Source organism: Enterococcus sulfureus ATCC 49903, assembly GCF_000407605.1.
Lineage (GTDB): Bacteria > Bacillota > Bacilli > Lactobacillales > Enterococcaceae > Enterococcus_G > Enterococcus_G sulfureus.
The window spans coordinates 377,293-392,364 of the sequence record NZ_ASWO01000001.1; the positions used below are offsets into that span (position 1 = coordinate 377,293).

General features: G+C 39.1%; 14 protein-coding genes. 1 reads left to right on the forward strand and 13 read right to left on the reverse strand.

Going from position 1 to position 15,072, the window contains the following annotated elements; all coding sequences use genetic code 11:
* Nucleotides 1-116: 116 nt before the first annotated feature.
* The 12 genes from I573_RS01725 to I573_RS01780 all read right to left on the reverse strand — a co-directional run bounded on the left by I573_RS01725 (nucleotide 117) and on the right by I573_RS01780 (nucleotide 10,379).
* Nucleotides 117-506, reverse strand: a complete 390-nt coding sequence (locus tag I573_RS01725; protein WP_016184844.1) for a YxeA family protein — start codon at nucleotides 504-506, stop codon at nucleotides 117-119.
* Nucleotides 507-616: 110 nt separating this feature from the next.
* Nucleotides 617-1,531 (reverse strand): homocysteine S-methyltransferase, encoded by a 915-nt coding sequence (mmuM, locus tag I573_RS01730; RefSeq protein WP_016184845.1) that lies wholly within the window; start codon nucleotides 1,529-1,531, stop codon nucleotides 617-619.
* Nucleotides 1,528-2,919, reverse strand: a complete 1,392-nt coding sequence (locus I573_RS01735) for an amino acid permease (RefSeq protein ID WP_016184846.1) — start codon at nucleotides 2,917-2,919, stop codon at nucleotides 1,528-1,530. Before I573_RS01735 ends, mmuM begins: the two co-directional genes overlap by 4 nt.
* Before the next feature lie 136 nt (nucleotides 2,920-3,055).
* Nucleotides 3,056-3,820, reverse strand: coding sequence for an ABC transporter permease (locus I573_RS01740; RefSeq protein ID WP_016184847.1), 765 nt, complete (start codon nucleotides 3,818-3,820; stop codon nucleotides 3,056-3,058).
* The gene (locus I573_RS01745) at nucleotides 3,817-4,740 is read right to left on the reverse strand and encodes an ABC transporter ATP-binding protein (protein WP_016184848.1); all 924 of its coding nucleotides are present in this window, start codon (nucleotides 4,738-4,740) and stop codon (nucleotides 3,817-3,819) included. Before I573_RS01745 ends, I573_RS01740 begins: the two co-directional genes overlap by 4 nt.
* Nucleotides 4,740-4,949 carry a PLD nuclease N-terminal domain-containing protein gene (locus tag I573_RS01750; RefSeq protein ID WP_016184849.1) on the reverse strand — a complete coding sequence of 70 codons (210 nt, stop codon included), beginning with the start codon at nucleotides 4,947-4,949 and terminating at the stop codon, nucleotides 4,740-4,742. Before I573_RS01750 ends, I573_RS01745 begins: the two co-directional genes overlap by 1 nt.
* A gap of 1 nt (nucleotide 4,950) precedes the next feature.
* The gene (locus I573_RS01755) at nucleotides 4,951-6,066 is read right to left on the reverse strand and encodes a helix-turn-helix transcriptional regulator (protein ID WP_016184850.1); all 1,116 of its coding nucleotides are present in this window, start codon (nucleotides 6,064-6,066) and stop codon (nucleotides 4,951-4,953) included.
* Between the two features lie 133 nt (nucleotides 6,067-6,199).
* Nucleotides 6,200-7,420: an MFS transporter gene (locus I573_RS01760; protein ID WP_016184851.1), complete on the reverse strand. Its 1,221-nt coding sequence runs from the start codon at nucleotides 7,418-7,420 to the stop codon at nucleotides 6,200-6,202.
* Between the two features lie 115 nt (nucleotides 7,421-7,535).
* On the reverse strand, nucleotides 7,536-8,057 hold the full coding sequence (locus I573_RS01765) for a PadR family transcriptional regulator (protein WP_016184852.1): 522 nt from the start codon (nucleotides 8,055-8,057) through the stop codon (nucleotides 7,536-7,538).
* A gap of 174 nt (nucleotides 8,058-8,231) precedes the next feature.
* Entirely contained in the window at nucleotides 8,232-8,957 is a 726-nt protein-coding gene (locus I573_RS01770) for a DUF4767 domain-containing protein (protein ID WP_016184853.1), read from the reverse strand.
* Between the two features lie 44 nt (nucleotides 8,958-9,001).
* Complete coding sequence (locus I573_RS01775; RefSeq protein WP_016184854.1) at nucleotides 9,002-9,370, reverse strand: YccF domain-containing protein; 369 nt, start codon at nucleotides 9,368-9,370, stop codon at nucleotides 9,002-9,004.
* Nucleotides 9,371-9,389: 19 nt separating this feature from the next.
* Nucleotides 9,390-10,379 (reverse strand): DUF1002 domain-containing protein, encoded by a 990-nt coding sequence (locus I573_RS01780; protein ID WP_016184855.1) that lies wholly within the window; start codon nucleotides 10,377-10,379, stop codon nucleotides 9,390-9,392.
* Nucleotides 10,380-10,564: 185 nt separating this feature from the next.
* Here I573_RS01780 and I573_RS01785 point away from each other — a divergent pair, with 185 nt between their 5' ends.
* Entirely contained in the window at nucleotides 10,565-12,133 is a 1,569-nt protein-coding gene (locus I573_RS01785; protein WP_016184856.1) for a bifunctional aspartate transaminase/aspartate 4-decarboxylase, read from the forward strand.
* 20 nt (nucleotides 12,134-12,153) lie between these two features.
* Here I573_RS01785 and I573_RS01790 read toward each other — a convergent pair whose 3' ends face one another.
* Nucleotides 12,154-14,985, reverse strand: a complete 2,832-nt coding sequence (locus I573_RS01790) for an endo-beta-N-acetylglucosaminidase (protein ID WP_016184857.1) — start codon at nucleotides 14,983-14,985, stop codon at nucleotides 12,154-12,156.
* Nucleotides 14,986-15,072 lie beyond the last annotated feature (87 nt).

The following is a 15,072-nucleotide window of genomic DNA, read 5'->3' on the forward strand; positions in this document are numbered from 1 at the left end:
TGTTTTGTTCGCTTTTAATAACTTTTTTCATGATTAAAACCCCTTTCTTACGAATTCATTTCGTATATTTACAAACAATAGTCTACCTTTAGTTGGAAAAAGAAGCAAGTATTTTCTTAATATTTTTTTAATTTTTCTAATGCTGCGCGCGGTACTTCTTGTTCTGCTACTTCTTCATACGTGATGACGTGTGCGCCCTTGTGGATCAATTTCAAATAATGATCGACTTTTAATACAGATAATCCACTAAATTCGATTGGCCGTGTTTTTCCATTTTCAAAAACAGCTTCTTGATGATACGCAGCTGTGCCGTAACCATTTACGGCAACAGGTTTGGTTGTTTTGACATAGCTTTCCGATTTTGTCACAAAAGGATTGAGTTGATCGACGATATTGACCCATTCTCCTGTTTTATCTGCTGTCACGTATTTTAATCCCACTAGACCCACACTTAAAAACGCAACGCTTGCTAAAAGTGTGATCACCCATTTTTTGATTGTTTTCATTCCCAGTTCTCCTTTATGTTTTATACACTTTCAGTATAGAAAAAATGAAAAAAGAATACATCGTTCTTAAGTACGAAAAAAACGCTTGGCGTATGCGCCAAGCGTTTTGTTTAATGAAATGTTTGAGATAACCAGTTGATTTCACGAGTCGATGTACAACAGCAACCACCAATCAATTGACAGCCTAATGTATGCCAAACTTTTGCTTCAGTTGTAAACATTTGCTCCGTTTGGTGGGCATGTGACCAGGTTTTCGTGATTGGATCATATACTGCTCCCGAATTAGGATAAGCTACAAATGGTTTATGTGCTGTATACTGCCCTAAATGCTCCAATGTCGGCGTAACGAGTTCTGGTTGAACACAATTCACACCATAAGCCAAGACATACGGCGACGCTTCTAACAAAGGTTGTACTTCACGTAACGGCGTCCCGTCACTTAAATGTGCTTGATCTTTTAACGTCAAGGTCACCCAAACCTTGATTGCATCGAGTTCTTCAAGTAGTTCTAACAATGCACATAATTCGGTATAATCCGGCATCGTCTCACAAGCTAAAAGATCTGCCCCGGCTTTGATCAATAGTTCGATTCGTTCTTTATGAAAAGCCTTTAGTTCTTCTTTTGACTTTCCATAATTTCCACGATATTCTGATCCATCTGCTAAATAAGCCCCAAATGGACCCACTGATCCTGCGATAAACATATCATGTGTTACCGCCGCACGAGTGCGCGCGATTTTCGCTAATTCAACTGTTTCAACGATCAATTCTTTTGCTTTAGTCGCCGTGATCCCTAATTTTTCAAATCCTGCGATCGTCGCTTGATAACTGTTAGTGATCGCAACGTTTGCTCCCGCTTCAAAATAAGCCTGATGTACCGCAATGACTTTTTCTTGATCTTCCATCAACGCCTTAGCTGTCCATAATGGATCATTTAAGTCTAATCCTTGTTCTTCTAGTCCTAATGACATGGATCCATCGATCAACACGACTTCTTCATTATCTAAAAATGTTTCAAATTTCATGCTTGTTCTCCTTCCAACGTATTTTCGGCTTTTTTTCTAAAAAAGAGTTGATAGTACAAAAAGCAAAGAATCGTAAATGGAATGCCAATAAGCAATGCGATCCGTTGGTTTGGATCAAACGCGATTCCAATAATGGAGACGATACACACCACGATCACGGCCCAAGGTAAAAATGGATACCAAGGAGTTTGATAATTCAAATCTTCGATCGTATTTCCTTTAGCTAAAAACTGTTTCCGAAAATTCAATTGTGACCATCCAATACTTAACCATACCATCACCACTGCAAAAGCTGAAATTGAAACGAGGGCTAAATACACTGTATCAGCCGCAAAAATACTTGAAAACAATGACAATAATCCACCAACTAACGTTAAGATCAATCCGTAAACTGGCAATCCACGTTTCGATAATTTCGCAAAACGTTTTGGCAATGTCCCCGCTTGCGCCAATGACCAAAGCATACGTGAGGCAGCATAGACACCAGAGTTCGCTCCTGATAATACGGCGGTGATCAACACAAAATTCATGATATCTGCTGCATATGGAATGCCCATTTGTCCTAAAATAAAGGTAATTGGACTTTCATCAAGATTTGCAGCCGATTTTGGTAACAACGCACCAATGATCAAGATCGTTCCAATAAACAAGATAATCAAAATTAAAATCGTCCGGCGAATTGCCCGCGGAATATTTTTACTGGGATTTTCTGTCTCTCCTGCCGCAACTCCAATTAGTTCCGTTCCAGAAAAAGCAAAATTAGCCGATAAAATCGCTAAAAATACAGCTCCAGCACCTTTAGGAAACCAGCCATCGACCGTTAGATTTTTAAACATCGGTGCAGTTGTTTGTCCTTCGATTGGAACAAAGCCGACGATCCCTGCGATTCCGATCACTAAAAATAACGACAACGCCAATACTTTTACTAACGACATCCAAAATTCACTGATTGCAAACCAACGGATATCTATAATATTTGAACAAAAAATAATGACCATAAATCCGACACACCATATCCAGATCGGGACACTAGGGAACCATTTTTGCATCAAAATCGCCATTGTGATCAATTGTGATCCTAACGCTACAGTCCACGTCAGCCAATACAACCAAGCCACCACAAATCCCGCTCCCGGATGAATATATTTAGTCGCATAGTTATGAAAAGAACTCGTACTTGGCTCATGCACGGACAATTCTGCCAAACACATCATAACCATGGTCACCAGTCCTGCTCCAATTAAATACGCAATGATCGTACCGATCGCTCCAGTCGTTTCGATCAAATATCCTGAACTCAAGAAAATCCCAGTTCCAATGACACCACCTAGCGAGAGCATAATCAAATGCTTCGCGCTCATTTTACGAATAAATGATTCTTGTTCCATTTTCCCCACACCCCTTAAACAAATTTAGCATGGTCATGACCATGCTAAATCTTGGCTTGATGCCATTTTTATTGTCCATTATCTCCAAAAGCATAGGGGTTGTCAATCTCTCTTTATGAAAATCTCTTGAATATTCTCACAATTTACTTTTTTTCAATACAAGTACCGTCCCATAAATAAATAAGACCACACTTATACTAGTCGTAAGCAAAGGACGGATCCATACTGTTTTTGAAACTTCCCCCGTACGTAAAGGAGCGCTTTGTGTGAGTAATGCTAAAGGGGAATAACTTTTTCCTTGATCGAAAAATTGAATCAGGTATAAACAAATCATGACCAATACGACACCTAAGATCCCACCAAATGATTGTTTAGAAAGTGCAGATGAGAAAATCAAAACTGCGCTCAAAAATAATCCGAATGCTAAGATGCTAAATCCAGCAAGAAGCGGATGCGGGCTATACTCATCAGGAAAATAATAGACAGTATAGCCATACGTTACGCTAAACGATAATCCAATCGCTACACACCAACATATAAGTACTGTAGTAAATTTTGCCAAAACATACTGACTTCGTTTCAACCCCTTGATCATCAGGGGTAATAATTGATGTTGCTGGATTTCATGTTGGATGATTTGGCTAAATAGCAATGCAAATAAATACAACCCGATTTGCGTAATATTTTTATCAAATTGCGCCCAAGAATCTAAAGAAGTCGGTTTAGGCATCGTATTTGCGACTTGCTTCCCTAGTGTATTTTCTATGATCAGTGGAGTTAATTTAGCAGTCAATGGATTCATGATACCCATTACAAAAAATAAACTGATCAATAAAACAAATTTTTTCGTCCGCCAAAGTTCAACCGCTTCTTTGCGTGTAACGATCCACCACTGTCTCATGCTGTAACCTCCAAAAATAATTGTTCAAGCGATGATCGACAAAGTTGATAACTCTCAAAATACAACTGATGCTGCTGAACAAATGCTAAAAACCAACTTAAAAACTGTTCACTCGTCGTTTGATAAGATAGTGAAACAACTTGTTCATTCTGTACGCTCTTTATATTCTGGCTATCAAGTGTTTGTAAAGCCAGTTCCCATTGTTTGATTTGTGTCGTGGGTATAAGGACTTCCACTCGCTTTTGTTGATGGGCCTGTTTTAATTGTTGAAGATTCCCATGACAGACAATTTTGCCTCGATCTAACATCGCGACTTGATCACAGATCCGTTCGACATCTTCTAAAATATGAGTGGAGAAGATCACCGTCGTATGTGGACTTAAAGAAGCCAATAGCATCAAGATCTCTTCGCGGCCTTTAGGATCTAATGCAGAAGTGGGTTCATCACAAATTAAAATCTTGGGATCTCCCAACAGTCCTTGAGCGATCGCTAAACGTTGTTTCATCCCTCGTGAATATCCTTTGATTTTTTTTCGATCACTATCTAAACCGACTGTTGCCAATAATTGAGGAATTTGTTCTTTAAGCTGACGTGTTTTCATCCCAGAAATTTGCCCACAAAGCGTAAGGTATTCTGTCGCTGTTAAATAAGAATAAAATGTTGGAACATCTGGAACATAGCCAATTTCACCAAGCGCATACGTATAACCAAAAGAAATCGCGTGATCCAATACGTCGATCGTCCCCTTATCTGCGGCTTCTAACCCCAAGATCAAGCGCATCGTTGTGGTTTTTCCTGCACCATTTTTTCCTACAAATCCAAAAATACTGCCTTTAGGGATCGCTAACTCTAATTGATCTAAAATCGTCGTGTGGCCATAATGCTTGGTTACCTGTTGTAAAGTGATCACTGAATCCATCAGTCTTCCTCCCGACCAAACACAAAGTAAAGTATTGGACCTATCATTTGAAGAAAAATGACGATCATTAACCAACTCCATCGATTCAAAAAGCGGTAATGTGTTTGCTTAAAAACACTCACTACAGCCGCAATCATCAGTCCAAATTCTAAAAGCAACAAAGGAATAAATAAAGGGAGGTTCTCAAAGAAAAACTGTGTGTTTGACATATTATTGACCTTCTTCCATCAAATTAGTTAAAGTAGCTCTTATTTGTTTCATCTCAAGTAACGTGTCGTAAAGTGAAAATTGTTCTGAATGTAGGACTTGCTGGAGATCACGAATCGCTAAGTCTTGTGCGCGTAACGTTTGGTTTCCTAGAGCTTGTGCCGTCAGCCAGTCGGTTACTCGATCAAAATAGTCATCTCCTGAAAAATCAAAACGAAGTCCCTCTGCTGAAAGAAGATGATCGAGCCGTAACAAACTTTGCTTTATCGCTGTAGTATCATGAAATGCAACTTGTCGCATCAATCCACTCAGATAGACATTCAATACAAGTGCTGGATTTAATCGCTCGATATCAAATATGTCGATTATTTGGATAAACCGATCGAGTGTTTGCGCGACGATCTCACTAGTTTGTGCAACATTGATATAGCTAACCCCTGTTTGTAAACACATCATCATCTGCTGATAAATGCTGCACTGTGCCACTTCTACTGCAGATTCTAACTCTTGTTTGTGCTGAAATGCTGACACGATCAAATGATCCGTTGGTAAAATCGGTGTGATCGTATTTCCTAAAAGTGTTAAGACAGCATCGTGGTCGCCAATCGCCAAATCGCAATAGGCCTCTAACGTTTTTGCCTCGATCACAAGATGGATATCATGTGGATGTTGCTGAACTTGTTGAAATAATCTTTTAGCATATTCAATATAATCGATTTGTGGACTCGTTGTTTGTTTAGGTAAACGATCACTGTGGTTTAAGATCAAAATCCCCACTTGCAATAAGAACGCTTCACAAGAGTAATATTTTTTGATTAATTCTTCAATCGTTGCCCACGTTGTTTGACTATCTTCGGTCTGCAAACTTTGTTTTAAAGAAAAACAGATCCGTTGAATCTCTTGTACAGAAAGTTCCGGCTCATAACTTAACAATTCATCGATCGTACAATGAAAATAAGCCGCTAGAATTGGTAAAAGTGTAATATCTGGATAAGTTTGACTACTCTCCCACTTTGAAACAGCAGCTTTGCTAACTCCAACAAAATCCGCTAGTTGCTGTTGTGTCAGCTTTTTTTCTTTACGTTTGAGTTGGATCACGGTTCCTAAATTTACTTTCATTTGTTTCACCTCTTCTTCTTTAGTGTAAGAGGCTTCTTTGAAAAGTGCAACGGAGAAAAAGTTAACTTGTACTGTCAAAAGTTAACTGAAAAGATACAAAAAAACACACCCGCAATAACGGGTGTGTCAAAAATCAAATCAATGGATCTTCATGTAAGGCTTGAGTCAATTCAGCTTCTGCTTCTTCATTCGTTAAGAAGAACTTACGGAAGACGATCAACAATACGATACCTAGTAATACCATAAAACTAGCTAAATAAAACGCATGTGCACCACTCCAACGTTCAGCAATGCGCCCAGCAATAAATGGTGCTAGTGATCCACCAAAGAAGCGGATAAAGCTATAACTAGAAGAGGCGATATTTCGTGGAATATCTGGAATCTCCATCGCAACAGTCGTCATTAATGTATTGATGATCCCTTGGAAGAAACCTGCAATGATCAATGCCGTGGCTACCATACTAGAAGATTCTGCTCCAAATCCAATTGCGGCTAAACAAATAAAGAAGCCTACCATCGCAAGAATGATCGTCGCTAATGTTCCGATTTTGCGCTCGATTCGGGTTGCTAAAAAGATCGACGAAATCGCAAGTAACACGCCCCAACCAAAGAAGGTAAAGCCTGTTTGTAATTCAGTAAAATCTCCCATTAAAAATGGCGCATAGGCTAATAATGTAAAGAACCCAAAATTATACAGTAATGCAATTAATCCTACCCCACGCAATTTAGGTTGTGCTAAAGCTTTCACCCCTGCAAAAAATCCTACATGTGCTTGTTTTTCAGAAGTTTCTTTTTTCTCTTTTAAGAAAACTGTAATGGCTAAAAATGAGATCGTCATCAATGTCGCCACACCAATAAAAGGAAAACGCCAAGACATCGACCCTAGCGAACCACCTAATAATGGTCCAATCGACATTCCAAGTCCCATTGCGGCTTCATAGATCATGATTGCACGTTCAGTTTGTCCAACTAAAATCGTCACGATCGCCGATAGTGCAGTTGAAATAAATAGCGCATTCCCAAATCCCCATCCAGCTCTAAAATAAATCAAAGCATCGATCGACTGCGACATCGCGCCTAATGCAGAGAAAAGTACAATAATGACTAACCCTGCCATCATCGTTTTTTTAGCACCGATTCGACTCGAGATAAATCCCGTAAACAACATAATAATTCCTGTAACCATCAAATAACTTGTAAATAATAACGTCGTTTGTGCAGGTGTTGCTTGTAATTCGTGCGCGATTTTATTTAAAATCGGATCTACTAATCCAATCCCCATAAACGCGACCATACTTGCAAAAGCAACCACCAATGCGGCTTTTGGTACCGCGGTTTTTTTCTGTGTATCCATAAATGTGTTCACCCTTTCAGGAAACTATCGTACGCTCATTTTCACCAAATGTCAATAATTACATATTTTAAAACAAAAAAAGAATGAATCGATTCAAATGATCGATTCATTCTTTTTAACGTAGATAGGCCTCGATTTGTTCTCTCGCCCATTCACACCACACGACTTCTTCTTTACACAATCGAATCTTACGATTGATCACCAGCATGCGACTAAATTCTTTTTTACGGTTTTCACCTAATTCTTCGACCGGCACGTATAATCGTTGGTATTTTTCTAAAAGATTTAGATAATAAATTTTACGATTATCGATCAAATGCTGTACTTGCGAATCGTCGATCAAAGAGAGTGCATATAATTTTGCTAAAAACTCATCTTTTTGGGTAGGAGGCTTATTTTCTTCCAGGATCCAAGGCTTTAAGCTGACTTTCCCAGCTTCAGTGATTGCATAGATTTTTGTTTTGCCATCTGGCGTATCCACGATCTCAATCAGACCTTCTGAGCGTAACTTTTTCAGTACTGGATAAATTTGACTATGATGGGCTTCCCAAAATAGCTGGAGATATTGCTTGATCTCCTGTCCAGACAACGATTTGCGTACTAGCATTGCCAACACGACATAGCTAATCGTACTCATGGTAAATTCCTCCTTATGCTAAATTCCCCTTCATTCTACAAAAGACTTGTAAGATTTGCTAGTTTTTTCACTATGTTTTAAGAAAAATATAGAAATCTAGACCAATTAATAGAAAAAACTTTACTTTTCAAAAAAAAAAGAAAAACTGTAGCTACCGTTACAGTAGCCACAGTTTTAATTTACGATAGTTGCAAAACCATTTCTTAAATCACTATTTTCTGTTTCCGAAACATGTAAATAATTCTCAGCATTTCCTTGATTTTGCATGGTGATCAATACATAAGGTTGACCATCTTTGATCGTAAAGAAATAAAAATGCTTTTTAAAATCGGGTTGTGTAGGCGCATCTGAATAAGTCGCTACAACAGCATACTCTCCACTTGATGCTTGACCAGTCTCTGACCATTTTAATGTGATCGGTGTATTATTTAAGGCTGCTTGAAAACCACCATTGCCATTTTTTAATGCAGAATCAGGTAATTGTGCTCCATAAAAATCGACATTGTTTCCTGGAGTATATGCTTGATAGCTCTGTTGCATCACAGTCCCCCAACTTGCCATAAAAGTAGCTAATTCCTGGGCTTTTTGAGCGTTCCATTTTCCTGTTACTGGAGCAGTAGTCGAGCTAGAGCTGGTCGATTCTTCGCTCATTTTTTGGATATTTGCGTCACGACTAGTCGTATCTAGCGTAGATTCCGTTTTCGAATCCGTACTGGTTTGGTTTGTAGTTGAGTCAGAAGAATCAAAACTGATTTCTTCTAATGCAATCGATTTTTCAGTCGTGGTACTGGTGGTACTCGTACTCATTGTTGTGCTTTGTGTTGTAGTTTGCTTTTGTTGACAGCCAGTCAATACACATCCAGTACTTACCACCATCAGACCTAGAATCCATTTTTTCATCGATTCGCTCCTTTATACTTTTTTTTAGTATAACACAATCTTGCTTAGCGAATCGTTCGAATCTCTGCGCCAAATGGAGTCAACGATAAACGGGCTAACTTTAACGATTGTGTTGCAAAAGGGATTCCGATAATCGTGATCATCAATAGTACAGCACTGATCAAATGACCGATCGCTAAAGGAATACCTGAAAAAATCAACCATAAAATATTTAATAGTAACGAAGTTCCAGAATCGTGATAGACCACAACTTTCCCAAATGGTGCTAAAGAAAGTGAAGCAAATTTAAAACATTGTAATCCGATCGGAATTCCAATAATGGTAATGCACCATAATATTCCAGCAAGACACCATGAGAACGCTCCGATCAATCCACCAAAAATCATCCAAATCAAATTTCCTAAACAGCTCATCGCACACCCCTACTTTTCATTATTGAACAATCGATTCTTCTGTCGGTTGTTCGTCATTTCCACCAAACATTCCAGTGATCGAAGACCAGATACCACTAAAGAAATCTTTGATTTTGGTCCACAATCCTTTTGATTTTTCTTCGATTTGTTGTTTTGCATTGCTTAAATCCAACTGGTTGACAAAATCACTTAAAATATTGTTTTCTTTCATCGAATCTACGACTGACGTTAACTCATTTAATTGATCGCTCGTGATGATATCTTTCAATCCATTATTGGCTAAAGCATCTTCAACGGCTTGCTTGATATCTGCTTGAGTCAGGTTTTCTCCTTTTGCCGTTTGTTCGGCTAAAGTCGTTTTTGCTTCTTCTTGGGCTTTATTCAATGCTTCATCTGAATAGCCTGCTTTATCTTTGTTTTGTTCGGTAATTGTTGCCAATACTTCCATTTCATCTTGCGCGACCTCGACACGTTTTTGATCGATAATCCCACCAGATTCTTCAACGATTTTATACACTCCAGCTAAAGCACCCGATCCATCGATCGGTACTGCTGAAGCAATCGTTAACTTGGCATCACTGATTCCAGCTGTTAACGCAGCATTTTGGTATTGTGCGGCTGTGATCTTGGTAATATTTTCAGGTGTGGCAATATCAACTGTGATCCCATCATTTTTATCTGCTGTTTGCATTCGAACTGAACTATATACTGCCCATTGATCGGTAAACCCATTTCCTGGTAAGTATTTGACTAGATCAGCACCTGTCGTTTTATAGATCGGCGTTTCACCTTTGATCCCTAATTTATCTAAAGTATATGTTTCTTGTTCGCTTGTTAGCGCGTTTCCAATAGCTACAGCATTGATCTGCAATCGTTCCATCCCGCTAGCTTCTGAGGTTGTGGTAGTCGATGTAGCCGTCTCTTGTGCTAGCACTTGTGGCGCCATTGTTGTCACTTGCGTTGTAAGTAATACGGCAGTTGCCATTGTAATCATGATTTGACGTTTCATTCTGATATCCTCCGACTGTATTTCTCTTTTCTTATTCTTAGTGTACTATACTTCTATTTTCCTCGCCTACATCTTATGCCTGATTTTACTGAATCTTTCTTTTTGATTGATAGACCAACGTGACAAGTTTATTAGTTGATAAACCGATTTCAAACCTCTAGACTAGAAGAAAAGGAGGGATTTTGATGGATAATAATGAAGAAAAGCAACTTGAATCTTTGGGCGCTTTTGAGATCAGTGATCGTCTGATCGCCCTTGCAAAAGAAAAAGCAACACAACCTTTTTTTAATGCTGGCCGTGGTAATCCAAACTGGGTCAATGCTCGTGCACGATTAGCCTTTAATCGCTTGGTGGAATTTGGATTAACGTATGAACAATCAGATGATCGTGAGTTGGTGATGGTGCCTACGACGAATATGACCGACGCATTTTTAGACTTTCTAACAGCATCCAAAACCGATCAATTCTTATTACAGTCATTACTTTATGTAGAAAAAACATTTGCTGTATCAAAAGAAGCCATTCTACAAGAATGGCTTCAAGGTGCTTTAGGTGACAATTATCCTGTCCCTAGTCGAGTATTGCCGATCAGTGGACAAATCATCTCCACCTATTTGAATCAAGTATTGATCAAAGATCCAACATTGACAAACGATACACTCGTCTTCCCAACAGAAGGAGGTACAGCAGCAATCGTTTATATTTTCCAAACCCTTAAAGAAAATTTTCTATTGCAAAAAGGGGATAAGATCGCCATGAACACTCCGATCTTTACTCCCTATTTACAAATCCCTAAACTAGAAGAATATGAATTAGTCGAAATCGATGTAGCTGCGACAGAACACAACAACTGGCAATTTGATCCAAAAGAACTCGATAAACTACTAGACCCAACAATCAAAGCCTTTTTTATCGTCAATCCATCAAATCCTGGAGCGAAAGCTTTTTCAAAGGCCGCATTAGACAAGTTACAACAGATCTTGATCCAACGCCCTGATTTGATGATCCTAACCGATGATGTATACGGTCCTTTTGTGGAAGATTTTCAATCTGTTTATGCCATCGCACCGCACAATACGTTGTTGGTCTATTCTTACTCTAAATTATTTGGTGCAACCGGTTGGCGTTTAGGTGTCATTGCTGCACACAAACGCAATGTTTTTGACGATCTATTGCAGACATTATCTTCTGAACAAAAACATGCTCTTCATAAACGTTATGAGATCGTCACGACAACACCAGAATCATTGGCGTTTTTAGATCGTATCGGTGCCGATTCACGATCTGTTGGCTTGTATCATACTTCAGGTCTTTCAACACCACAACAAATCATGGAAGTCTTGTTTAGTTTGACACATCTACTCCATTTAACACACGATCCTTATGTCGCCGATGCACGACAGTTGATCGCCACACGTTATCATGACTTGATGCACGCCTTGCAACTAGCAGAAGACGAAGATCCACTCAATACGAAATATTACACGCTGATCGATGTGTATCGATTGGCTGAAACTAAATACGGAACAGCTTTTGCAACGTATCTAAAAGAAGCGTTCGAGCCTATCGATTTTCTATTACGACTTGCACAAACAGAAGGTGTTATTTTGATGGATGGTGTAGGATTTGGGACAAAAGCTGGCGAAGTTCGTGTCTCACAAGCAAATTTAGCAACCGAACGCTATGAAAAAGTAGGCAAACGTATCTTGAGTGTTTTAGATGACTATTACGCACAATACAAAAAAAACCACTAGCTTCCTAGTGGTTTTTTATTTTATAAGCCGTAGACTTCAATTCCATAGATTCGTGCTGCTGAATCTGATCCTTGTGTTGGTTTATCGATTACGATTCGAACATAACGTGCTGTTTGTGGAGCAAAATGGCTTGTTGCTACAGCGTCTTCATTGCTAATCGTACGTGAAACAGGGGTAAAAGTTTTACCATCCGTGCTTGTTTCAATCGTAAAGGCTTTAGTGTTCATATCCGCACCTTCACCACCAGCTTCGGCATTTTTTAATACGACTTGTGAAACGAGCACGTCTTTACCAAGATCTAAAGTAATGTCATGTGGCGCTGCTCCAGTGGCACACCACTTCGTATCGTCTTTACCATCGACAGCAAATTCTGGTGCTTCACCATCATTTACAAAGGAAGAGGCTTCTGTCTTCACATTTTGCGAAACAAGTGGCACACCATCTTTTGCTTTATCCGTCACTACGATATATTTCTCTTGTGTTTCGTTGGCTTCACCCATTTTATTTTTAGCCGTCAACGTTACTTTATATTCTCCGGCTTTATCATAAGTAACTGTCGGATTTTCATCTGTACTCTCTTTGACCGAGCCCCCTTCAAATGTCCAATTCAAACTATCCGTATTTGAAGACGAACGATTTTCAAATGTTACCGTTTCTCCCGGTGCAATCAATGTTTTGTCTGCGGTGAATGCAGCTTTCGGCTCACGTGTATCAGGCCAATCGAGCGTAAGTGGCGTAGATGCTTTGCTTCGTTGGCCAAAGTAGTCGACTGCTACAATCTCAAAATCAGTTTTATTTGTATCATCATTACGTTTTAATCCATTAAGATAAGCATTTTTTGCTGGAGTTGCCTGTAAGAACGTCTTTGTCCCATCTTGGTTGATTCGATAGATCTCATATTTATTGATACGTTCTGCATTTTGCGCATCCCATGTCATCCGAACGCCAGCATAATTACTTTCTTCCTCATCAAAAATTGCTTCTTCAATCGCTGCATCCGCAATTTTAGCTAGATTTTTTTCATTTTTCGGTAATAATGCTAACTGTCCTAAACGTAATTCATACGTATCACTACTTTTTTCTGAAGTAATCTCATAAGATAGCGTTTGGATCGTTTTGCCAACGTACGAACTTAGGTCATACTCTACGGTTGTCCACATGTCCCCAACTTGATGATTTCCTGCGATCGTCTCTTTTTGACCATCATCAAATGTTACTTGAAGCGCAAGTGTTGTCGCTTCTGATGCTTTGGCAGTCGTTGTGAGTGTCATTTCTTTTTCGATCGGTACTTGCATTTGATACAATTTCAGCGTATTCGTTTGTTTGGCTTCGATGTTGCCACGTAATTTCAGCGAGTTGCCGCCTTGATACGCATCTGCATAGTCGATCGATATTTTTAGATCATTCCCATCCCCTTGATCCATAATATAGCGATAGGTCGGCATAATATCTTGCAATCCACGGTTGTTCCAATGTGCTTCAGAAACTTTTTGTCCATCGATAAAATAATTATAGCCATTTCCTAAATTGAAATTCGTTACGAATGGGGCTTGTGTAATTGCCGTTTGTTCCACAGCATAAGTCGAGATCCCTGGCCAAGTGCTATCTTTTTTAACAGTTGATTTCGTTGGATCGCCTTCACCATTGACCCAGAAAATCGATTCTTTACTTTGGAAATCTTCTGGTCCATTAGCTTCTGAATATGTCCAATTTGGTGCATATAACCCTAAAGAAGTATACGGACGATTGTTTTCATCCGTAAATAATTGCCAATCTACAGGTGTCATATACCCTTCTGCTTGCACATCGATTCCGGCATACAAATCGTATGGATCGATATTGTTTTCTTTGGCTAATTTCTCAGATGATTTTAGTAATTCTTTGGGACCTAACTTTTCAGTATTCCACCAAAAATTCAAAAACATCTCATCTGCGACTGGTTCCATATTGGCATCAACTAGATACGATTTATTTTGTTCGGTCAAGGCATTTTGCCAATCCATTTTGCCATCGCTTGTCATCGAATCATACCACATCACAGTATGGTCATTCGAGGCTTCTTTTAACTGCTTGATAAATGCTTCCATTTTTTGTGCATGTTCTTTAGTCAATTGTTCTTCTGCAGGTTTGCTTTCTTTTTTTGCGACACCATTGGCCACATCATCGAAACTTTCGACTTCATTGTCTGTCTCTTGATTGATAAACCAGCCATCAAAACCATATTGAGTGGCCACTTCGACCAATTTATCAACCATTGGGAATTTTCCATCTTTGTCTTGAACTAAAAATTCATCTAGCCATTCGATCTTCCCGCCGTGAGCTGTTTGTGGAAAAAAGATCGTCCCTAATACAGGCACTCCATTTTTATGTGCCGCGTCGATGACATCTGGACTTGGTGGAACGATGATTCCTTCCCCAGAAGAGCCTCCCCAGTAGACAAGTTCATCGATATATTGCCAATAAGAAAAAACATTGGCATCAAAAGTATTACTTCCATAGGGTACATTGCCGCTAGTACTGCTATTCATGATCGATAAGGCAACGACTTTCATGTCCTCATCTTGTGTCTCATTGACTTTTGCTAACTCTTTTTTGTCGACACGTTTAGCTAAAGGAACGGTACTCACATTATATTTCGCATTTGGATCTTTAGAAAAATCCCATTCTAGTAGTTCGTTTGGAAACCAATAGGAAGATTCAGTTTGATTGTCCATCGGGCGATCCACTTCTACTTTTTCGGTCATTGCATATGCGACTTCTTCAGCCGTATTCTGTTTTGTGTAATACACACCCGCTCCAACTGCTCCTAAGATCAATGTTCCAAATAACGCATATTTCGTGTACTTGTTCATTTTTTCGCTCCTTTATCTGCTCTCGATTTGTTTTACGACGCTAAAAAGATAACGCTTTCAAAATGAATCATAACATCATAAAAAAAG